This window comes from Neobacillus sp. PS2-9 (genome assembly GCF_030915525.1).
Taxonomy (GTDB): domain Bacteria; phylum Bacillota; class Bacilli; order Bacillales; family Cytobacillaceae; genus Neobacillus.
In genome coordinates, this window is record NZ_CP133269.1 from 2664925 (window position 1) to 2686244 (window position 21320).

General features: G+C 35.8%; 28 protein-coding genes and 1 other annotated feature. Of the genes, 9 read left to right on the forward strand and 19 right to left on the reverse strand.

Annotated features, from left to right (window positions below; translation table 11 throughout):
• Positions 1-17: 17 nt before the first annotated feature.
• The gene (locus tag RCG25_RS13430; protein ID WP_308079324.1) at positions 18-746 is read right to left on the reverse strand and encodes a TerC family protein; all 729 of its coding nucleotides are present in this window, start codon (positions 744-746) and stop codon (positions 18-20) included.
• 219 nt (positions 747-965) lie between these two features.
• On the opposite strand from RCG25_RS13430, the gene RCG25_RS13435 reads away from it, so the two are divergent.
• On the forward strand, positions 966-2015 hold the full coding sequence (locus RCG25_RS13435; protein ID WP_308079325.1) for an ATP-binding protein: 1050 nt from the start codon (positions 966-968) through the stop codon (positions 2013-2015).
• Between the two features lie 37 nt (positions 2016-2052).
• On the opposite strand, the gene RCG25_RS13440 is transcribed toward RCG25_RS13435, so the two are convergent.
• The 4 genes from RCG25_RS13440 to RCG25_RS13455 all read right to left on the reverse strand — a co-directional run bounded on the left by RCG25_RS13440 (position 2053) and on the right by RCG25_RS13455 (position 5034).
• On the reverse strand, positions 2053-3255 hold the full coding sequence (locus tag RCG25_RS13440) for an MFS transporter (protein ID WP_308079326.1): 1203 nt from the start codon (positions 3253-3255) through the stop codon (positions 2053-2055).
• A gap of 193 nt (positions 3256-3448) precedes the next feature.
• On the reverse strand, positions 3449-3772 hold the full coding sequence (locus RCG25_RS13445; protein ID WP_308079327.1) for a BC1872 family protein: 324 nt from the start codon (positions 3770-3772) through the stop codon (positions 3449-3451).
• 347 nt (positions 3773-4119) lie between these two features.
• Complete coding sequence (gene spxA / locus RCG25_RS13450) at positions 4120-4518, reverse strand: transcriptional regulator SpxA (RefSeq protein ID WP_308084179.1); 399 nt, start codon at positions 4516-4518, stop codon at positions 4120-4122.
• 87 nt (positions 4519-4605) lie between these two features.
• Positions 4606-5034, reverse strand: a complete 429-nt coding sequence (locus RCG25_RS13455; protein ID WP_308084180.1) for an RrF2 family transcriptional regulator — start codon at positions 5032-5034, stop codon at positions 4606-4608.
• Positions 5035-5226: 192 nt separating this feature from the next.
• Here RCG25_RS13455 and RCG25_RS13460 point away from each other — a divergent pair, with 192 nt between their 5' ends.
• Positions 5227-5793, forward strand: a complete 567-nt coding sequence (locus RCG25_RS13460; protein ID WP_308079328.1) for a CBO0543 family protein — start codon at positions 5227-5229, stop codon at positions 5791-5793.
• Here the strand turns inward: RCG25_RS13460 and RCG25_RS13465 are convergent.
• Positions 5790-6356 carry a GNAT family N-acetyltransferase gene (locus RCG25_RS13465; protein WP_308079329.1) on the reverse strand — a complete coding sequence of 189 codons (567 nt, stop codon included), beginning with the start codon at positions 6354-6356 and terminating at the stop codon, positions 5790-5792. The two genes, RCG25_RS13460 and RCG25_RS13465, sit on opposite strands and share 4 nt — an antisense overlap.
• A 279-nt stretch (positions 6357-6635) precedes the next feature.
• On the opposite strand from RCG25_RS13465, the gene RCG25_RS13470 reads away from it, so the two are divergent.
• Positions 6636-8423, forward strand: coding sequence for a DUF4153 domain-containing protein (locus RCG25_RS13470; protein WP_308079330.1), 1788 nt, complete (start codon positions 6636-6638; stop codon positions 8421-8423).
• 125 nt (positions 8424-8548) lie between these two features.
• On the opposite strand, the gene RCG25_RS13475 is transcribed toward RCG25_RS13470, so the two are convergent.
• The 6 genes from RCG25_RS13475 to RCG25_RS13500 all read right to left on the reverse strand — a co-directional run bounded on the left by RCG25_RS13475 (position 8549) and on the right by RCG25_RS13500 (position 12636).
• Positions 8549-9715 (reverse strand): DL-endopeptidase inhibitor IseA family protein, encoded by a 1167-nt coding sequence (locus RCG25_RS13475; protein WP_308079331.1) that lies wholly within the window; start codon positions 9713-9715, stop codon positions 8549-8551.
• On the reverse strand, positions 9693-10238 hold the full coding sequence (locus RCG25_RS13480; protein WP_308079332.1) for an RNA polymerase sigma factor: 546 nt from the start codon (positions 10236-10238) through the stop codon (positions 9693-9695). Before RCG25_RS13480 ends, RCG25_RS13475 begins: the two co-directional genes overlap by 23 nt.
• A gap of 131 nt (positions 10239-10369) precedes the next feature.
• Positions 10370-10597: a hypothetical protein gene (locus RCG25_RS13485; protein WP_308079333.1), complete on the reverse strand. Its 228-nt coding sequence runs from the start codon at positions 10595-10597 to the stop codon at positions 10370-10372.
• Positions 10598-10682: 85 nt separating this feature from the next.
• Complete coding sequence (locus RCG25_RS13490) at positions 10683-11402, reverse strand: CPBP family intramembrane glutamic endopeptidase (protein WP_308079334.1); 720 nt, start codon at positions 11400-11402, stop codon at positions 10683-10685.
• A complete protein-coding gene (locus RCG25_RS13495) occupies positions 11403-12164 on the reverse strand; it encodes a hypothetical protein (protein ID WP_308079335.1) in 762 nt (253 codons plus the stop codon).
• A gap of 34 nt (positions 12165-12198) precedes the next feature.
• A complete protein-coding gene (locus RCG25_RS13500) occupies positions 12199-12636 on the reverse strand; it encodes a MarR family winged helix-turn-helix transcriptional regulator (RefSeq protein ID WP_308079336.1) in 438 nt (145 codons plus the stop codon).
• A 351-nt stretch (positions 12637-12987) separates the two neighbouring features.
• Between RCG25_RS13500 and RCG25_RS13505 the strand changes: the two genes are divergently transcribed.
• Together RCG25_RS13505 and RCG25_RS13510 are read left to right on the forward strand one after the other, a co-directional pair.
• Entirely contained in the window at positions 12988-13512 is a 525-nt protein-coding gene (locus tag RCG25_RS13505; RefSeq protein WP_308079337.1) for a GNAT family N-acetyltransferase, read from the forward strand.
• Between the two features lie 137 nt (positions 13513-13649).
• A complete protein-coding gene (locus RCG25_RS13510) occupies positions 13650-13832 on the forward strand; it encodes a YolD-like family protein (RefSeq protein WP_308079338.1) in 183 nt (60 codons plus the stop codon).
• 6 nt (positions 13833-13838) lie between these two features.
• Here the strand turns inward: RCG25_RS13510 and metG are convergent, their stop codons facing one another.
• The 3 genes from metG to RCG25_RS13525 form a co-directional block, all read right to left on the reverse strand.
• Complete coding sequence (metG, locus tag RCG25_RS13515; protein WP_308079339.1) at positions 13839-15521, reverse strand: methionine--tRNA ligase; 1683 nt, start codon at positions 15519-15521, stop codon at positions 13839-13841.
• A gap of 26 nt (positions 15522-15547) precedes the next feature.
• Positions 15548-15820 (reverse strand) — a binding site (T-box leader).
• Between the two features lie 130 nt (positions 15821-15950).
• The gene (locus RCG25_RS13520; RefSeq protein ID WP_308079340.1) at positions 15951-16376 is read right to left on the reverse strand and encodes a VOC family protein; all 426 of its coding nucleotides are present in this window, start codon (positions 16374-16376) and stop codon (positions 15951-15953) included.
• 169 nt (positions 16377-16545) lie between these two features.
• Complete coding sequence (locus tag RCG25_RS13525; RefSeq protein WP_308084181.1) at positions 16546-17094, reverse strand: peroxiredoxin; 549 nt, start codon at positions 17092-17094, stop codon at positions 16546-16548.
• Between the two features lie 259 nt (positions 17095-17353).
• Between RCG25_RS13525 and RCG25_RS13530 the strand changes: the two genes are divergently transcribed.
• Positions 17354-17785 (forward strand): MarR family winged helix-turn-helix transcriptional regulator, encoded by a 432-nt coding sequence (locus RCG25_RS13530; RefSeq protein WP_308079341.1) that lies wholly within the window; start codon positions 17354-17356, stop codon positions 17783-17785.
• 3 nt (positions 17786-17788) lie between these two features.
• On the forward strand, positions 17789-17950 hold the full coding sequence (locus RCG25_RS13535; protein ID WP_308079342.1) for a hypothetical protein: 162 nt from the start codon (positions 17789-17791) through the stop codon (positions 17948-17950).
• A gap of 54 nt (positions 17951-18004) precedes the next feature.
• On the opposite strand, the gene RCG25_RS13540 is transcribed toward RCG25_RS13535, so the two are convergent.
• Both RCG25_RS13540 and RCG25_RS13545 read right to left on the reverse strand, forming a co-directional pair.
• Positions 18005-18598 (reverse strand): YdeI/OmpD-associated family protein, encoded by a 594-nt coding sequence (locus RCG25_RS13540; protein WP_308079343.1) that lies wholly within the window; start codon positions 18596-18598, stop codon positions 18005-18007.
• Between the two features lie 38 nt (positions 18599-18636).
• The gene (locus RCG25_RS13545; RefSeq protein ID WP_308079344.1) at positions 18637-18822 is read right to left on the reverse strand and encodes a hypothetical protein; all 186 of its coding nucleotides are present in this window, start codon (positions 18820-18822) and stop codon (positions 18637-18639) included.
• Between the two features lie 209 nt (positions 18823-19031).
• Here RCG25_RS13545 and RCG25_RS13550 point away from each other — a divergent pair, with 209 nt between their 5' ends.
• Together RCG25_RS13550 and RCG25_RS13555 are read left to right on the forward strand one after the other, a co-directional pair.
• On the forward strand, positions 19032-19472 hold the full coding sequence (locus RCG25_RS13550; protein WP_308079345.1) for a YaiI/YqxD family protein: 441 nt from the start codon (positions 19032-19034) through the stop codon (positions 19470-19472).
• 238 nt (positions 19473-19710) lie between these two features.
• Positions 19711-20328 carry a DUF47 domain-containing protein gene (locus RCG25_RS13555; protein ID WP_308079346.1) on the forward strand — a complete coding sequence of 206 codons (618 nt, stop codon included), beginning with the start codon at positions 19711-19713 and terminating at the stop codon, positions 20326-20328.
• Between the two features lie 57 nt (positions 20329-20385).
• Here RCG25_RS13555 and RCG25_RS13560 read toward each other — a convergent pair whose 3' ends face one another.
• Together RCG25_RS13560 and RCG25_RS13565 are read right to left on the reverse strand one after the other, a co-directional pair.
• Positions 20386-20508, reverse strand: a complete 123-nt coding sequence (locus RCG25_RS13560) for a hypothetical protein (protein WP_308079347.1) — start codon at positions 20506-20508, stop codon at positions 20386-20388.
• A gap of 234 nt (positions 20509-20742) precedes the next feature.
• On the reverse strand, positions 20743-21165 hold the full coding sequence (locus tag RCG25_RS13565; protein ID WP_308079348.1) for a DUF1801 domain-containing protein: 423 nt from the start codon (positions 21163-21165) through the stop codon (positions 20743-20745).
• Positions 21166-21320 lie beyond the last annotated feature (155 nt).

Here is a 21320-nt window from a genome sequence, read left to right on the forward strand (position 1 = left end):
GAATCTATTCGCTCCCCTTACATTGTTCTCTCCTTGCCGGAGTTCCCCTTTATGGCATGAACCACAAATGTTCCTAAAAACACAATAATTAAAATAGAAAAGAAAACAAATTCATCTAAATGATAGCCAAATGCAGAGGTAATCATTTTTATGGCGATAATAGCAATTAACACGAAAGCAGTAGTCTCAAATTCTGGTATCCTCTCAATTAAAGCAAGGAATAAATTGGCCACTCCGCGCATCAGTAAGATTCCTAATACTCCCCCAAGAAATAATACCCATTCCTGATTGGAAACACCGAATGCAGCGATGATACTATCCAAACTAAACGCAATATCCATTAACTCAACAGTTATCACGGTTTTCCAAAAACTCATTTTCTTATTTTGAACCTCGTCTTCTTCATCCTTCTTCATAAAGTTTTGAAACACAATCCAAAGTAGATAATGACCACCTACAATTTTGATCCACCCCACATTAATTAAGGTCACTCCAAGACCAATCGCTATGATTCTAAACAGATACGCACCGAAGATCCCATAGAAAAGAGCTTTCTTACGCTGCTTTTTTGGCAAATGCTTCACCAATACTGCAAGAACAAGCGCATTATCGGCGGATAATAACCCCTCAAGAATAACAAGAGAACCAATTACTCCCCAACTAGCGGGATTTGAAAAAACTTCTCGTAATTCATCTAATGAAAAGAATGTACTATAGCTATTCAGCAGTTCTAGTAGGAATTCCATTTTTTCTCCCTTTCATTCAATTTAGTAAATTGCAAAAGAAAGAAGGCTTGTCCCCATCACTTTCACTTCTTGCCTTCCACTATAAATGTATGTCTAGGAGATAGAGAAATGAACCAAAACTCATCTTAGCAAAAACAAATTTTAAAAAAGAAAGGAGTTTTCACTCTGGAAAAAGAACTATTATTTAGTTGATAATAGATTTTTAAAAGGATGTATTTTATGAAAACTTCTCCCACTCATATTAATTACCGCGACTTAATTCCAAGGCAAAAAGGGTTTGTCTTTAAGTTTGAAAAAAAAGAAGAACATTTTATCCATACATTTAGTGAGGGTGACTTTCTTACTACATTAGGAATTGACTCAACTTGGATTAAAGGAAAAACACTCTTTGATTTTTTACCAAAGGAAATTGCGAAACAGAAGAATGAATTTTATGAACAAGCGTGGAGAGGAACTCCAGTTAATTATGAAGGCCAAATGAATGGCTACTACTATATTGCCTCATTAAATCCGATGGTCGTTAACGGTCAAACAGTTGAAGTTAACGGAACAGCCATCGATATTACAACCGAAAAGGAAAACGAAATCAAGCTGAGGCAAATGGAGAAATTATCGCTCGTTGGTGAATTAGCAGCAGGAATTGCTCATGAAATCCGGAATCCCTTAACCTCAATAACAGGTTTTACACAGATTATTAATGAAAGTATTCAAGATCCTTCCTTAAAAGGTTACCTTGAAATTATGCTTGATGAATTGGAACGAATTAATAATATTGTTAGTGAGTTTATGTTTATAGCAAAACCAGCTGAAGGATTTATCTGTAAAGAGATTAATATTGGTACCTTAATCTCAAGTGTACTATTCTTCATGAAACCACAATTTAATATGAATAGCGTTAATATTACACTGGACTTTGACTCCTCCATTACTGCTTTTTGTGATCCGAATCAAATCAAACAGGTTTTAATCAACCTCCTACAAAATGCGGTTGAAGCAACATCTACTAATAAAAATATCGAAATATCGCTAAAAAACGAGAGTGAGAATTATTTTTCTATAAAAATAAGAGATTATGGCTCCGGCATTTCAAAAGAACGGCAGAAACGCTTATTCGAACCCTTCTATACGACGAAGGAAAAAGGAACAGGCTTAGGATTAATGGTATGTAAGCGAATCATAGAAAACCACCATGGAACAATCTACATCAAAACCCAACAAGGTGAAGGAACAGTGGTGACTATTTTACTTCCTAAAAAAATGAACAATTAAAAAAGGGCCATGGTTGGCCCTTTCTTATATTCTGAAGTTATGAAACAGCTTTGCGTCTTAAAATACGCTTCTGTCCATTGGTGTTCCAATAGGCCATTGTTGTTGCAGCTAGAAGTAAAACAGCTGTCACGATAAAGACAATTTGGATTGGAAAAATTCCGCCGATGAATCCTCCAAGGATTGGTCCTACCATTCCACCTATCTGGTTGGCTGTTTGGCTTAACCCAAACGCTCTTCCTCGGAAATCACTTTCTGTCGATGTAACAACCAGACCATTTAATGCCGGGTACACTGCGCAGAAAAATACGCCAAAAGCAAACCGAATAATGGAAAATCCCCAAATTTGGCTGAATATAATATGCGCCAGCATCCCGATTCCTCCACCTAATAAACCGATAAAAAGAACTCGATGGAAACCGACCTTGTCTGCCCATTTCCCCCAATATGGTGCAAAGATGGCAGAGGCAATTCCAGGGAGTGAGAATACTATACCTGCGATTAGTGATGCATTTTCAGACGAACCACCTAATTTAACAATATATAATGGAAGGACAGGTTCAATTGTCATCACTGAGCACGACGTAACCACCAACAACAATAAGACGAACATAAACGGACGATTGGACCACGCGATTTTCAGGTCTTTTTTTACAGAGCCCCGTTCCTTGTTTGGTGTGAAGTTCTCTTCTTTTACCCAAAATATAATTAACAAAGTGGCAATAAGAACGATGCTACCTGCACTAGCAAACGCCCATCGATTTCCCACGAGGTGTGCAATTCCTCCACCGAGCAAAGGACCAATAATCGTCCCTGATGCAGAAGCTGAAGAAATTAAAGAAAGTGCATAACCAACTTTTTCATTCGGTGTATTGGTTCCAATTAACGCTATGGCTCCTGGAATAAATCCGCTCAACAATCCCTGTAAAATTCTCAACACCAATATTTGATAGGGATTAGTCACAAAGGCCATTAGAGTATAGATAAAAAAGAGAACAATCCCTGCCCGAACAATCATTGGTTTTCTGCCATATTGATCCGCTACCCTTCCCCAAAAAGGTGCTGCGACCGCACCGGCAAAAAAAGCTGAACTAAATAACAATCCTGACCACATTTCCGTATGTTCATGAACACCAATTTGCAATAGAAATATCGGCAAAAAGGGAATAACCATGGAAAAACTGGCTGCTGTAAAAAACACCCCAATCCATAACACCCATAAATTACGTTTCCAACTCTGCACGCTGTTCCATCTCCCAAAGCTGATCATAGTTGTGTGTCTTCCATTCCGTTTCCAATGATCATTTTTTATGGATTATCATACCATATCAGCAAATTATTTTCACTTACGAAATATTCGAATACAGAAATAATTTTAGCCAAATAAAAAAGTTGGTTACCTATTTTAAGTAACCAACTTTACCTTGTTTTAGGTTTTAGCATAATTGATTCCATAGTCTAGTGCTTTCTACAACAGAATTCTTTTCAATAATGGTATACGCAGCATTTGTAATAGCTTGTGATAATGTATCACCTGTTCCCCTGATGTCATTAAAGGAAGCCTCTGAGACTCCATCACTGGAAAAACTAAATCCGAATTTCTTTAATCTTTCAACGATTACCATAGCATGGTCCAGGTTATGCTCGGGCTGAAAGTCAGACTCATGAATGAATGTTCCCATTTCATAATCATACCAACGATCCCATCTATTTAACTTCCAACCAAGTATTCTTCTTGCAATTGAATCTGTTTTGAACAATTGCATTCCCTCCCTTTAATGTTATATAACAGATAAATTATTTAATTCATATTATATAACAATATTTCGAAGTCGACTACTCTTTTTTTAATTTTTCTAAAAATAATAAAAAAAACATCCAAACAGGTTGGATGTTTTTCATTAAGGGTGGCTATAAGACAGTTAAGCTCAGTCATGCGACAGTAATGCTGATTTATATGACAGTTAATCTTAGTCAACGACAGTAAAACCTAGTCATATGACAGTTAAGCTCAATCATACGACAGTAAAGAATATTTATGCAACAGTAAATCTTGATTATCAGATAGTAATCTACAACTTACCTACACTCCACCACGAGTCGACTATTAATAATTTACCACCTGTGGTGTATCGATACTTAAGAAAGTACGCAGTCTGCGTGGAAGGAAACTACGGATATCTTCCTCGTTATAGCCTACCTGCAGCCTTTTTTCGTCCACCATAATTGGACGTCGTAAAATTTTCGGATTATTGATGATTAATTCATATAAATCTTGTAATGGTAAAGACTCAATATTGATGTCTAGTTCTTTAAATGTTTTTGAATTAGTAGAGATGATCTCATCCGTACCATCTTCCGTAAGACGAAGGATATACTTGATTTCATCTTTTGTAAGAGGTTGAGACAAAATGTTTCTTTCAGTGTAATCAATATGATATTCCTCAAGCCAAGCCTTTGCTTTACGGCATGATGTACAACTTGGTGTAGAGTATAATGTTACCATCATCAAACACACTCCCTAAACATAAAGTATTTTGAAATAATTTATTACGAATTCGAGATAAACAACCTAAAAAAGAAAGAAACCAACCTACTCCTTCAGTTCACAGCTTTTTATTCTATCGAGGACACTGCTAATTGTTATCTGATTTAAATAGGAATGAAGATGCATCTCTGCCTCAGTGAAAATTTCGTCCATTACCACCTGAGTATTAGAAGAAATCACACAGGCTTGATCCGGATCACCTGTACACCAACTAGGTTTAAGAGAACCAGTTGCCATGGCTTGATAAATCTGAGACAATGTAGTCTTTTCAGGGTTACAACTTAGCACGTATCCGCCACCTATGCCCTCTTTAGTCTTTACGTACCCGCTTTTTCGTAAAATACTCATGATTTTTCTAATTCTTGTCGGATTGGTACAAACATTTTCTGCGATGGACTCACTATTTGCCATTTGATTAGGTAAGTTAGCTAATAAAACGAGACTATGTAGTGCTATAACAAAATCGCTATTCATCGTCATTCATCCTCCCTAACCGAACCTTACTGTAACTTTAATGTATACAGTTTATTAAGTCAATGTTAAAACTTGGAGATAACACCTATTTTTCAAAAAAAAACGAACCGGGTGTGTGGGAATTTTTGAGTAATTTTCATAATTGCTGAAATACTAATGATAGGAATTTTTTTAGAACACGAGGGATGAAATATGAATGAAGGTCAGGTAAAAAGCTTTGAACGACTAGGACGTATTCAAAAAGAACTTTCTGATGGTTGGATTGATTATTGGACAAAGTACTCCAATATAGATACATGGCAGTTTTGGGTGAATTTATTATTGTTCATTCTTCCACTCATCATTTTATTCTTTACTATCGATCGTAAGCGCGCCTTTCACATTGGTTTTTTTGGCTATTCTGTTCATATGATGGCAGGATATATTGACGGATTTGCTACCAGACATGGCTTATGGGAATACCCGTTTAAAATTATTCCCTTCTTACCAATTAGTATTACACTAGATACTTCCTTAATTCCTGTTGTGTACATGCTGCTTTATCAATGGACACTAAATCGAAAGAAAAATTACTACATCTACGCATTTGTAGTAAGTGCTTTGTTCTCTTTGGTAATAAAACCGATTTTGGCAAATCTACACTTATTTCAATTAGAAAATGGATCCAATTACTTTTATTTATTCTTATTTTATTTATTTGGCTCTTTCGCTGCTAAATGGATTACAAACGTGTTTGTTTTTTTCGAGAGAAACAGTTAATTAATCTGAATAGATTTTAATACTAATTCCACGTCTTCCTTTGTAATGGCATAAATCTCGTGGTCTTCCCAACTTCCATTTATTTTTAAGTATCTCGGCGAATAGCCTTCCTTTTTAAAACCAGTCTTTTCTAGAATACGTTTGGAAGCAATATTCCTAGGCATGACGGCTGCTTGTACCCGGTGCAGCTGTAATTCATCAAAAGCAAGATCTAATATTATTCGAACAGCTTCTGTAGCATACCCTTTTCCGTTATATCTTTTGTCTAAATAATAACCTAGGTTCGCATTTTGAAAAGGGCCTCGAACGATACCGGATAATGTAATTCTTCCAACTAGCTGTTGGGTTTCACGATGAAAAATACCATATATATATGAAGAGTCTTTTTCAATATCTAAAGTTGCTTTTTGTATTTCTTTCAATTGTCCTTCATATGTAAAGTGAGATTCGGTTCTTATAGGTTCAAACGCCTGGAAAAATTGGCGATTCTCTTTCCTTAATTGAAAAAGACTTTCAGCATCACGTGCCTCTAAATAGCGAAGCATAATATTGTTTTCACTCATTCCTTACCCCTACCCTCATTTAAGCATCCTCTTTCCATATTGTAACATTCTTTTTCATAAAATAAATGAAAGGTATAAATATCGGTGCCTGTCCCCCGTTGCGTTACTGTGGTAACGCAACGGGGGACAGACACCTTTTTTGGCATTATTAATAAAGTGTAAATTTACACCAATTGATCCATGTGATATAATTAAATGAATAATATGGAAAATATTTTTTTGTGGAGGGACTTTCGTTCAAAAATAATACATATGAAAAATAAAGGGGGTTCGAGGAAAATGAAATATATGAAAAAGCTGCAAGATAGACTTACAGGTTTGACCGATGCAATTACACGTTTCCCGCTGACGACACTTTTTCTTTTAGCAGCTGCCGTTTTTATTGCTTACAGTATTAGTGAAGAAAAGGAACAAACCCAATACATTCTAACATTCGTAGTTGGAGCATTTCTAAGTGCAGTTTTACAAGTTGTCTATGAGCGGTTTTACTCTAATGTTACTACTCGTTACGTATTAATGGGTGTGGGGGTCTTCTTAACAGCCGGATACTACCTGATTATCAAACCAACTGATTCACTAAGCATGGAAATGGGAATAAGAACAGGAGTTGCTCTCTTTGCCCTGCTCATTGCCTTCATTTGGGTTCCAGTTATTAAAAGCACCATTAGCTTTAATGCCAGCTTTATGATTGCATTTAAATCATTTTTTATCTCCCTATTCTTCTCGGGAATTATTATGGCAGGCGTTAGTATCATTTTGGGTGCCACTGACCTATTGATTTTTCCACTCAATTATAAAGTCTATTCTTATGCAGCAACTATTATTTTTACCCTATTTGCACCGATGTACTTTCTATCGCTTATTCCAGTCTATCCCGGAGCGGAAGACAAAAATATATCTCAAGAAAATATGAAACAAAAGACAGAGTACATTAACACCGCAGCCTATTGTCCTAAGTTTTTACAAGTTCTAATTTCCTATATTGTCATACCCTTGATTGCAGTATTTACCTTAATTCTCGTGATTTACATTATCAAAAATATCGGTGGAGACTTTTGGACGGATAACCTTTTGGAACCTATGCTCGTTTCCTATGCGATTACTGTAATATTAGTTTATATCTTAGCGAGTGAAATCGAAAATAAGTTCACAGTCTTTTTCAGAAAGGTTTTCCCCAAGATACTAGTTCCCATTGTTCTTTTCCAGATTGCCTCATCCGTTTTAAGTCTAACTGATACGGGTGTCACACATACTCGCTATTATGTAATTCTGTTTGGTATATACGCAACTGCTGCAGGAATTTTATTTAGTATATTGCCTGTTCGGAAAAATGGAATAGTGGCTGCCATGGTTATTGTATTTGCAGCAGTTTCCATCGTACCTCCTGTTGACGCGTTTACCATCAGTCGAACAAGTCAGATTAATACACTTGAAAACGTACTAGTGAAAAATAATATGCTTGAAAATAACAAAATCAAACCAAAGGAATCCATCCCTGATAAGGATAAAAAGACAATTACAACTATCATTTATTACTTAGACAATATGGGCTACACCAAAAAAATCGCATGGCTTCCAAAAGACTTTAAAGTATATGAAGATTTTACTGAAACCTTTGGTTTTAAAGAGTATCAGGACCCTGTTGTTACTGATTCTAACCAGCCTGTATACGTAAATCTTGATTCATCTGCCTCAATACCTATTACTGGTTATGACACTTTTATACAAACAAATATCAATATGTACGATAAACAGCAAAATCAAAAGATTTGTGTTATTAAAAAAGACGGAAAAACATATACCTTGTTGAAAGATTTTAATAAAAACCAGATAGATATTAAATTAAAGGGAGAAAATTCTAGTGATCTAATCACCTTTAATACAAAAGAAATCTATGATAAGTTTTATAACTATAATGCTATGAAGGAGCAAATCTCTTTAGATGAAGCAACCTTTACAAAGGAAAATGATCTTGTCAAAATAACGGTTGTCGTGCAAAATCTGAACATCGATAAGCAAAATGATCAGTATGACGCCTTCCTATTTGTTTTTGTCCAAATTAAATAATTGTTTTTTATATGAGTTGTTTGATAATTGTAAATTGATTTGATAGGATATGAAAAGCATGGATGTTTTGTAATTATTGCAAAATACCCATGCTTTTTGCTTGGGTTCAGATTGGACATGAAAAATTATTGCAGTGGCATAAATGCTACATTCCAAATTCCATCTTCATCCTGTATCATTTGGAAACCGTGTTTGCTGCCAGAATTGGTAAATTCAATATATCCTGTAAAATCTCCGGTTTGGATAAACTTTCCTTCCGCAAAGCCTGCATATGCTATTGGTATTTGCTTTCTTGATATACGGTCAGAGGAAGGGATGTTTTCATCATATTCCTTCGTCCAGTTCACATACCCTTCCCTGTCGGTATAAAGGGCATAGGCAATATCGTATCTTCCTTCCCATTCCGCCTGTACATAAAGCAAAGCAATGCTTATCGGATCAAGTCCTTTTAAATGTGTTTCGTTTAAATCCTTTGAAAATGCTTTATAGACAATCATTTGTTCATCGGTTAACTGAAACGTATGGGTTTGACCCGCTTCGATATCCCTACTATTTTTAGTAGTAAATGGAAGCGAACCGTCGAGTTTCCACCCGTCCTCGTACTTTAAACTGATATGATAAATTCGAAACGGATCAGAAACACCTTGGTCGATAGGGACCTTAAACTCAATACTCCAGCTTAGGTCATTAAGCTGTTTTCGGCTTGCGATTTCGGCATCCTGCCATAATAAATTACCACTCATCTGTCGATTAGGTTGCGCTAGTTTTCCGTTATACTCAATAAAATCCATCGCCCCATAAATTCGATTGGCCACTTCTTTCGTATACACTTCCTCTAAATAGGCAAGAACCTTTTCCTTCGTGATGAAATCTTCAACCATATATCTGTAGCTCTTGCCGTTATAGGAAAACACCTCACCCATTTCTGGTCCTCCTCCATTATAGAGAACAGACGCATGCACAAAGGCGATCCCCACCGTTTCTTTGGCTTTTTGTTCAGAAAGTTCCACTTGATTAACATCTTGTATGTCTGAATGGTTGCTATGCTTAGACTCAATTTCATGCTTTTCTTTAAATATAACCTCGTACCCGGCAAAAATTCCGATAAATAATATGGCTGCAGTTAGTAAATTAGGTATTAGATGCTTCCCGATTCCTTTTTTAGCACGTTTCTGCTCGTGGGCCATGGAAGACAATTTTTTGTGAAGATTTTCTTTAAACTCTTGATCCGGCTGCATACCGGGTCTGTTCTTTAACGGCTGTAAAAAATTATCGTACATTTTCTCGTTCATTGAAAATCACCACCCCTTCGTTAGAATTATTTACATACTTTTTAAGGAGTTTAATGGCTCGGTGGTAATCCACCTTAACTTTTGATTCCTTCCAGCCCAGTACTTCTGCCGTTTCTTTGATCGAATACTCCTTTAGACCTCGAAGAATAATCACGTTCCGGTAGTCAGGCTTTAATTGGATAAGGGCCTTTTGCAGAACACCCCAATCGTGATTATGAACCATCTCTTCTTCTGGAATATAGTCTTCACTTTTTCTCATGTCAGTCAAAATGGAAGGTAAAATGGATATCATTTTCTTTTTACGATAATGATCAATAGCTGTTCTTCTGGCAATGGACAGGATCCACGTTTTCAAAGATGATTGCTGGCGAAAAGTATCGTAACTTTTCAATACTTTAATGAATGTATCCTGAGTTAGGTCCTCTGCCTCTGACTTACTGTTCGTAAAATATAACAAATAATGATAAACATCATCAAAATGTTGTTCATAAAGCTCATGTATGATCTCATTTCGATCGCCCAATTCGTCCTTCCCCCTTTATCTGCCAATTAGTCGATTCAACTAAGGGAATAGTTTCAATTCTCAAAAAAAAATATGGGGACAGTCCCCCGGCATGGTAACGCATTAAAACGCCGGGACAGTCCCCAAAAAGATTACATTTTAAATCTTTTTAGAACAGCATCTACTTTCGCTTCGAACTTTATCATATTTTTCTTAGCTATTATTAATGGTGTGATTAAATAATAACCTAAAATGAAGGCTACAACTCCCCAAATAAAAAAGGTTAATTCATCGATATTTTTGTTCCAAAAATAAACACCAAAAAATATTAAACCAGCTACTAAAATACTAATGAAACATTTTAAAATCACCTTACTCATATGACCCGCTCCCCAATTTAAGAATAAGACACTCAAAAAGCAACGCATAGAGACTTTTACCTTAACTGCCAGGAATAAGAACTCGTTATTCTTCACCAATTTTCCCAAAATAATCTACAAGTGCGTGGAATAAGATTAATGGAATGATAGAACCAATACCGATATAGACGATAGAAAACCACAGCCCGATTAGTGTGGTTCGAACCACTCCCTTAACACCTTGATAAGTATGGGCTAACCCGAACAGAATAGAAGAAAATATTAATATAAACCATATTGATAAACCTGGGAGCAAATAACTAAGAGCAAATATCATTAAACCTCTATAAATTATTTCTTCCGTTATGCCTGCTGTTAATGATACTAAAGTCCAAAGTTTTTTTTCCTGTTTAGTTACTGGCATCATTACGTCAAACTGATTTTTTGCGGATTCTTCCTTTTTCATCTTATCCATCGAGTTTTTTATTTTACTGTTGAATCTATAACCGATAATAAAAATCAGGATTGCAAGACCAAAAATAATTCCAACTATTATAGCAGAATAAATAACCCATTTTCCGAGAATTTCAGTGTTAAGTGAAATGGATGTAAGACCGATTTGTTCCAGTGATAAATCCGTAAATCCGACCAAGCTTAAAATAAATAAAGTTGGAACCCATAGGCTGTTGATGGAATTCTTGTAAAATTTAATTCTTTCTTTATCATCTGTTTTTACTTTTCTCTTAAACTTTTGAAAATTTATATATCCCAAAATAGGTTCATAGGTTAACGTAAAAAGAATAACTAACCCCAACGCTACATCCATTTATACCACCTCGTTTTTTAAAACCAATGTGCTTACATTCCTTATAAACTTATCTTTCTCATCGAGGGACAGGTACATTTTTCTTGTTATATGCTCCCTACCGATTCCATCTTTAATCATGATAGGCTCTTTGAAAGCAATCTCAATATCAGGACTTTCAAATTCTAATAAGGTAGCAACCCATACATCTTTTCTTTTTTTATCGTTTTCATAGTTAATTTTTCCACTTTGGATACCTTCTATATTACTTAGCAGAATCTCTACTTTCATCCGCAATCCAAATCTAAAATATATTGTTTCCTGAGATATAAGAACTGGATTCCTGATAATCGCTTTGAAATCACCAATGAGAAAGCCAATCATATAAAAAGAGAGAACCAAGTGAATCCATGCCGCCACTTTGCTCCAACTATGAAGGAAATACGAGACTCCGACCCCTTCTAACAGTAAAACAAAGATAAAAGCAAACACCATCCCTCCATAACCGACTTTTTTATGCAGGCTATAGGCGTTTTTCTTTTCTATGTTTCTTTCTTTCGATTTAGAGACGAGAAAATAGATCATTAACAGATCTCTTGTAACAAATGTTGCCAACACTTTATTTTTGACTTGATTTACAACCATTTCTTCTATTCTATCTTCAATAGGAAGACCTCGATCCGTCATTTTATACTCTTTAACAAATCGGCTAACTCTCCATAACCCAAAACATACCACCAGCACTTCAAGACTTAACCAAAATTCCATTGGAATTGCATTCATAAAACCCCACAACTCCCTCCACTTAGAATGAACGTTACCCTTCTTTCCTTACAATGTCAGACAGTTTTTTCAACACATCATGATAGATCACAATATCCTCCGGAGAAAGTTTCATGAAGTATTTTTCCAACACTCGCTTTTCAGCCAGCTCTAATTCCTTAAAAAAATCTATGCCTTTTTCATCCAAAAAAACAAAAATCTCACGTCTGTTTTCCCTATTGGTTTCTCTTTTTACATACTTTTTTTCTTCCAGTACCTTTACGAATTGACTTGCTGCACTTGGTGTCGCATTAATTATTTGTGCAACTTCGTGCATGGTAAATCTACCAGTCTCTTTCAAGTAATTTAGCACTAGGGATTGTTTAGATGATAGGTCATATTCTTGAATGATTGTTTGAAACTCTCTTAAAAAAACCTTACTCATTTCTTCAGAATACTTTTGCGCTTCCATTAACAGTTGCATCATCTCCATATTATCCACTCCTTAGAGGCTCTTCCTAATCATAAAATAAACTAAATATTTCACTAAAACTAAACACTTAAGTTTACTTAACTATATTATACCATTTTATTCCACTTTGTAAATGAATTATAAACTCGTTTACATTGCTATTTCTTCAAAGAAAAGAAGACCAGAAAGTTCTGATCTTCTTCTGGGTACCGCTAATTTGATTTCTAATGCAGCCTTAGGACAAATTTTTTTTTTCAAATTCTATAAAAAATGCACACCAAGTAAAACTAGTCTTATTACACAGTATGAAATAAAATAAGATAGCAAATGACATTACCAAGAAGTCTTAAATTCGTGAATGAGGTGTTTTTATTGAAAGTAATGGAAACCGAACGATTGATCCTTCGTTGGCTAACGCCTGAAGATACAGAGTTTATTTTTGAGCTTTTGAATGATCCTACATGGATCCGTTTCATAGGCGATCGAAACATAAGAACTCTTCAAGATGCAGAAAACTATATTATTACTGGTCCAATGAAGATGTACTCCGAACTCGGCTTTGGGCTATTCTTAACAGAACTTAAGAATGGGCACAAACCGATTGGCATTTGTGGATTGATAAAAAGAGAAGGCTTAGAGGACGTTGATATTGGTTTTGCTTTCTTATCCAGTTATCAATCGAAAGGCTATGCCTATGAAGCTGCCTCCGCGACAATGAAATACGCAACGGAACAACTAGGCTTGAAACGTATTGTCGCAATAACGTCAGAAGATAATGAAGCATCTTCTACGCTACTTGAAAAAATCGGAATGACCTTCGAAGAATACGTTACCCTTCCTAATGATAATGAAGAATTAAAATTATACGGATATGGGGACAGTCCCCCGGTTGAGTAAAGCTTTAAATCGCCGGGGGGCTGTCCCCGGGCTTTGTTATCTTCACAAATCTTTAACATTTAATTCATTCTCCCTTAAAGAAAAGTAGATATACTTAGGGTGTGGTAAAACATACATTGAAGGGAGTTCCAAACAACATGTTTTTGAAAAAACTTACGGAAAATAAACAAATTACAATTGATTATTATACTAATGGCAACTTGCAAACGATTAAAGGTCGTGTGCATAGACTTAATCTAATGGAACAACTTCTGTCTTTAAAAGACGATCAACAGAAGTCGTTCACTATTCGTTTATCTTGTATCAGACAAATTCATTAATGATTTCTATGCTTCTGCTTCTCCTTTTTTCACCTGACCCTTTAACCTCTCCAATTCTCCCTCAATGGTTTTAATGTCAATCCGTTCAAATAACGGTTGCACATTCTTAATTAAATGCGGAGTTGTTTCAATAAATGTCCAAGTAAATTCTCCCAGCCCTATTATCTTCTTTAATTCATTACTCGAGAAAGGTAAAAATGGGGAGAGTAACTGCGCCAAGTTTGCAATGACGAGGCTGCAATTAAATATCGTACGGTCGCACTCCAATTTATCTTCTTCCACTTGTTTCCAAGGTTTCTGTTCATCAAAATATTTATTCGTGAACCTAACAAGTTCGAATATCTCCTCCAATCCTTGTTTAAAATGACTGTGTTCAATTAGGTGGCCTACTCTCGAATAAACATTCTTAATCTTAGCTTCTATTTTAGGGTCACCTGAACCTTGTGGAATTTGACTGTCATAGTACTTAGTTATAAATTTTAGGGTTCGGTTTACAAGATTCCCATATCCCCCCAACAACTCCGAGTTGTGACTATAAATAAATTCTCTCCAGGAAAAGTCAGTATCTCTATTCTCTGGTGCATTGATCGTTAAAAAATAACGAATGGAATCAGGGTGATATTTATCTAAAAAATCTGGAACCCAAACAGCCCAGTTGCGGCTGGTTGAAATCTTTTTCTTTTCCAGTGTCAAATATTCGTTGGACACAATATGATTCGGTATTGCTTCATTTTTAATACCCATAAGGATAGCTGGCCAAATAATACTGTGAAAAGGGATATTATCCTTCCCATGGACGTAGTATGAGGTCGCATCCTTATTCCAGAAGATTGATTCATCCTTTCCTGTCTCCAAGGCCCATTTTTTACTTGCAGAGTAATAACCGGATAATGCCTCAATCCAAACATAAATCTTCTTCTCTTCAAATCCTTCGACAGGAACACTTATTCCCAAATCAATATCCCGAGAAACTGCTCGGTCAACTAATCCTTCCTTTAGGTATCTCTCCGTTAAATTAACAGCATTCTCACGCCATGCCCCATTTGTTTTTGCATGTTTGACCAAAGACTGAAGCTGCTCTTGAAACGAACTTAACGAAAAATAAAAGTGTTCTGTTCTTTTTACTGTTGGTGAGTCTCCGCATAACTTGCATTTTTTTTCTAATAAATCTAGCGGATCTAATACGGAAGAGCAATAGTCACATTGGTCTCCCCGAGAAGATTGCCCACAATTTGGGCATAATCCCTCTACATATCGATCGGGAAGAAACTGGTCGCACGTTTCACAGAAGGTTTGCTCGATATCCTTCTTATAAATAAAACCATTATTCAAAAGATCTAAGAAAATCTGTTGTACAGTTTTATGGTGATGTTCGGTATCAGTTCGAGTATAGTAATCATATGAAAATCCCAATTTTTTAAAGCTATCATTAAATTCTTCATGGTATCGGTCGGCTATTTCTTTTGCAGAAACACCCTCTTGCTTTGCTCGGATAGAGATAGGTGTTCCGTTACAATCACTACCGGAAACATATAAAACCTGCTCGCCTTTTTGCCTATAATAACGAGCTAAAATATCTCCTGGCAGCAAACTTGCGATGTGACCTAAATGCAATGGCCCATTTGCGTATGGCCACGCTCCTCCTATAAATACAGTCATGTACGATTCCTCCTTTTTCTTGAAAAACAAAAAAACCTCGCCCCTATCTATAAATAGATAAGGACGAGGTTGATCTTCTCGTGGTTCCACCTTAATTCACCAATTGCTCACACAATTAGCCTCTACAAGTACGGAGCTGTCAAATGCTCTTATACTGTGGTTTTGATAACGAGTACCCAAAACTCGTCGCAGTCTACTAGTAACAAAAAGTTACGTTCAATACGAAGCTCAGAGGCCATTGTTCAAATGAGTATTTTTGCTTCTTCTCAGCTACCGAAGCTCTCTGTGAAAAATAGAATCACTTTACTTTTCCTCTTCATTGCCTTATAAAGGTTAAATTGGATTTATTATACATCAGACCAAAATGGGATTCAATACTTTTTTTCGGGGGACTGTCCCCCGCCGCATTAAAGCGTTACCACGCAGGGGGACTGTCCCCAAATTTGATTGATAGCCATTCTAATCTTGCTTTTTACCAAAATACGAATTCTGTAAAACTATTCTCCAGCCATCAGGATCCTCGATGGTCACCCCAGCATTTTTCCAATAAGGATTTTCAGGTTCCACTTCATCGTATCCCATGCCATGTAACCTGTTAACCACTAAGTCTCTTGTCTCAAGGTCTGGCATATAGAATACCAGCAAATTATCCTCTGAAGGAGGCGGACATGGTACCGCATCCATATGCTGGGTAAACTCTAAATGATAAGCAGTATCAGGTAGACCCAACATTACCCCATCGTACCCATTATGATTTTCAAAATGTCCGACTACCCTCAAACCTAGGCCATCCCGATAAAATTCAACCACTTTTTGTAACCGGTTTGTAGGTCTAGCAATTCTAAATTGGACCACTGGAAGTTTGTCTGACCAAACATTACTCATACGTTTCACCTCATTAAATTCTCAATTAAATCTACTTAAATATTACCATTTTTAAACAGTTCATAAAATCAATTAATAGTTTGAGTTTTCCTACAACTTTAGTCTTATATCTAAAAAATAAAAAACGCCTCTACCTAAAGTAGAAACGCTGTTGCTTCTGAAAAATCCATCAGATTCTCCCAATATATTTAGGATCCCTCACGATTCCCGGCTGACCAGGCACCCAATTGGCGGGAACTCCTTCTTGAGTCCTCCTAGCATATTGAACTCCCTGTATGATACGTAAAATTTCATACACATTTCTTCCTACCTCTAAAGGATAGACCATTTTAGTAACAATCGTCCCTTCTGGATCGATAATGACGGTTGCTCTGAACGTTGCTCCTGTGTGTTCATTCAGGACTCTGTATGCTTTACTGATTTCATGAGTGCGATCACTCACAAGGGGAAAATTCACTTTGGCGGCTGAAGGCGACACTTCAGTAAACACCTTATGTGCATACACGCTGTCTGTACTGATAGCGAGTACTTCTGTGTTTAGTAATTTTAATTGATCATAAATAGCAGCGACCGCTGCCAATTCTGTGGGTCAAACGAATGTAAAATCACTACCATAGAAAAATAATATCAGCCATTGACCACGATAGCTTTCCAAGCGTACCTCTTTCATTTTCTTTTCTATATTGTCGTAAGCCTCGGCCGTAAATGATGGAGCCATATCAGTTGTTTGTGCACAGTTTGGTAGTTTACATTCCCCCAAACCTATCTCATGACTTCTAAAATCCACTTCTCCACCTCCATCTATAATCTTTGCTTCTGTATTGTATGTATAGGATTTTGTCCCATTGAGCCTATTTATCAACAAAGAATACTTAAATTGAAGGGTTTGGTAAATATATTTTTACTAATGTGTGATATTTATATTGATTATAAGTAAATTTAGTAATAAAATAATTACTATAAAAAGGAGGATATGTATGATTAACGAAATTGCTAAAGAATACATTGCTCTAATTCCAAATCTTTTTGGCAGTTTTAAAGAATTAAACAAGGGTGCCGTACATTTATCACATATGCAGAACCACGTGATTGAGTATATTTTTATGCAGAAAAGACCTTTGAATTTGAAAGAAATCAGCGCTGGTTTAGGGATCGCCAAGCAACAACTAACGAATATCATTAGTGATTTAGAAACGAGTGGCTATTTGAATAAGGTGCCTGACACCAAGGATAAACGAGCAGTATTGATTTCACTGACACCCGCGGGTAAGGAAATTGAAGAAAAAAAGTGGGCAGAACTTTATCAAAAGCTAAGCATGAATGTAACAAAGTTAAGTGAAGAAGAGCAGCGTGACTTAAGCTTTGCACTTCACAAAGTGAATGTATTATTGAGAAAAATGGAGGAATAAATCATGAGTCAAAGACAACGGGTATCAATCCTAGGTGTAGGTGTAATCATGGGTTTGGTGTTGGGGTTAATTTATAATGATCTCTACAAATGTCTCATTACAGGAATTATTACAGCTTCAACAATCATGGTTATGTTAAGTCAACAGGCAAAAAAGACAAATTGAAAAGAGCCCAGTCCATTTTGAACTGGGTTATTTTCTTATTTTCTCCTGGAAATACTAATCATTTAATCCCTTTCCGTTGAGAATTTGTTGCATATATTTTTCAACCCTTGACTCCCTCGTTTTAGATTGTTTCGGTTGAGAAAAATAAAGAAGGTATGCTCTTTGTCTTCCAGGCGTTAGTTCTTCAAAAGCGGTTTTCAAGGCAGGCATTTCAGTGAATTTTTTTTGAAGTTCTTCAGGAATTATGTATTCTGTAGTCTTTTTAAAACTCACTTCTAGACCGGATTTTTCAACTTCAATGGCTTCATAAATATAGTCTTTCAAGATGGTTTCCATATTAACTATTTCCTGAACATTGCTAAACCGAATCTGGCGCGCAGCCTGCACATTCTCCGTTTGTTGGATTAGAATCCCATGGACATCCTGTAACAAGGACCCTTTGTGAAACAGAATCGCACAATAATCTTTAAATCCATGTATTAAAACGATGTTTTTATTCTCGAACGTGTAACATGGATGCATCCACTTAAATTCTTCGGTCAGCTCACAGTCAAGAACAATAATTCTCAACTTCTCATATTCTTCTTTCCACTTTTTAGCTTTACTTAAAAATTCATCCACCTTAGGATTCGTTTTACTATTGGTCATCAAGGAACACCCCTCTTCAATTTTACTAGTTAAACCATTCATTCATATTTTAATAAAATAAAATTATTATGTAGCTCCCTTTCATTAATTGATATCCTGATGGCTAAGTCTTCTGTTCGTAAAACAAAATCTTTTACACCTATAAATTCAGATTCAGCAATCAAATAGAATTGTGTTCCCTTTTTTAACCCTTTAAAATTTTTCTTTAGCTTATATTTCTTCATTATTTCACCTAGCTGCTCCCCTAATCTATATAACTTAAAAAATGCATATGTATGTGTGAAACTATATCAAAACTATAACGGTAATAACAACTAGTCTTCCATAAAATTGTTAATGAGATTTTTTGCTAAAGCTTTTCCACGTTTGACAAAATCCGATTCTGCCATTATTATCACTATCAATTCGAACTTTTTTATAGGAGAGAAAAAGGATGAAAATTTATGTTGATGCAGATGCATGTCCGGTAAAAGATATAATTATCTCTGAGAGTAAGATTGTGGCAGTTCCTGTGGTCCTTGTTACTAGTTTTTCTCATTTTTCTAATGCAGAACAACCTTCAGGAGTGGAAACCATTTATGTTGATTCTGGAGCAGATGCTGCGGATTATCGGATCATGAAGTTAGTAGAAATAGGAGATATCATTGTTACCCAGGATTATGGACTTGCTTCGCTAGGTTTAGCCAAAGGATGTACGGTTCTTCATCATAAAGGGTTTACCTATACAAATGAAAACATTGACCAATTATTACAAACACGTTATTTTAGTGCAATGGCTCGAAAAAGCGGAAAACGTACAAAAGGGCCAAAACCATTCACATCAGAAGATAGAGAGAAATTTAGGGAGCTTTTTAAAAGAGTGATTTCACGTTAAGTTATTTTTACTTCTTTATCTTCGAAGAGATTTTATATGTTAGTGACAGGAAACGGAACCAGTTAAAAAAACTGATTCTTTTTTTTATACTAAAAATCCATGCACCATCACCCACATTTTTCCAAACTCATATGAGACGTTCGCCGTTACTGTTTGTCCAATGTCTGCATTTATTATAGTAATTGCGTAAATAAATTCATTGGAAGACGGACGAATTTGACAATGTGGGGGAGTTATTTTGGCATCCAAAAAGAAAGACAAGTTCTTTACCCATTTAATGAACATTTCTTTAAATTTAAAGGAAAGTGTGAACTACTTTGCTGACTACAAAATAAAAAATATAAGTGATCTCAAGATCTTTTCCGAAAAAATGAAAGAATATGAATCTAAAGGTGACGTCTTGGTTCATGACCTAATCATTGATTTAAATCTGGTATTCATTACTCCTATAGAACGTGAGGATATCCTCTCTCTCTCTCTTAGCATGGATGATATTCTGGACGGTTTACACCATACCGCTGCCCTTTTTGAAATGTATTCTGTGATTGAAACCGACGAGTTCATGCATCAATTTGTTGATGCAATTAGAAATTCTGTCTACGAAATTGACCGTGCGATTGAAATGTTATCTACAAAGAAATTATTTAGCATCAGAGAACACATACTTAAAATTAAAGACTTGGAATCATCCTGTGACCACATCCTCCGCAGCTCAATAAAACAGCTGTTTGCCTCTGAATCGAACCCTATCCGCATTATTCAATACAAAGAAATCTATGAAGGACTTGAAGACATTGCGGACTCCTGCCAAGCAGTAGCAAACATGTTTGAAACCATCATTATGAAAAATAGTTAAACTGTCTTGAAAAAATAAATGAATAAAAGGGACAGATTTAACTGTCCCTTAGCATGTTTACTTATTTACATCTCTTTGGGCTTTTAATGCTTTCTTTTCAAGCCCATTTGCATTTTCTTTAGCAAATTCTACATCTGCTTTTGGTAGAGCCTTATTCCTGCTATTCTTATTTTTTGCCATTTTTTCACCACCCTAAGTTATTTCTGTGTGCCAACTTTTTTGGTTTTGCACCCACGGTTTTAGTTTGCTTACTTTCGATTAGGCTATGCTCCAAATTTAGTTTTCGCACAATGGACCATTTCACAATAACCATCATTGAAAGAACTGCTTCTTTAACTATAAAAAAAGTAAGAGGCACAATACATATTCTTCATCTAGTTCTTCGTAGTATTAAAAAATTGTTACTGTGCAAAGTTATTCTCCCGGATACATTTCTTGCAAAAATGCAACAGATTCCTTGATTAATTCCTTTAACACTTCAACATCAATATCCGCCACTTTGTTAATGTACACACACGCTTTACCCGTTGTATGTTTCCCAAATTCCTTAAGTAATTGTTCTCGCTTATTTATACAAGGGGCGAAATATAAACTGATTTTTGCCTTGCGGGGGGAAAAACCTACTAGTGGAGCATCTCCTTCATGACCAGATGCATATTTATAATGGTACGAACCAAATCCAATAATACTCGGTCCCCACATTTTAGCTTGATAGCCTGTAGTTTCTGTAAATATATCTAATAATTGATAAGCATCCTCACGTTTCTTAGGATGATCGACTTGTTCGATAAACTCAATGACATTGTTGTCGGTTTCTTTTGTTTTAAGTTCATACATCGCAAAAAACCTCCCTTTTCGTTGGTAGCATTATAGGGATTGCTCCTCACTCTTATACTACGACATCAAAAAACCTTTTTCCTTCTTTCTTAGGCTATTGTAAGTTTAGATTGAAACAAATGCTTCATTGAAACGTCTATTAATGTGGAGGTGGT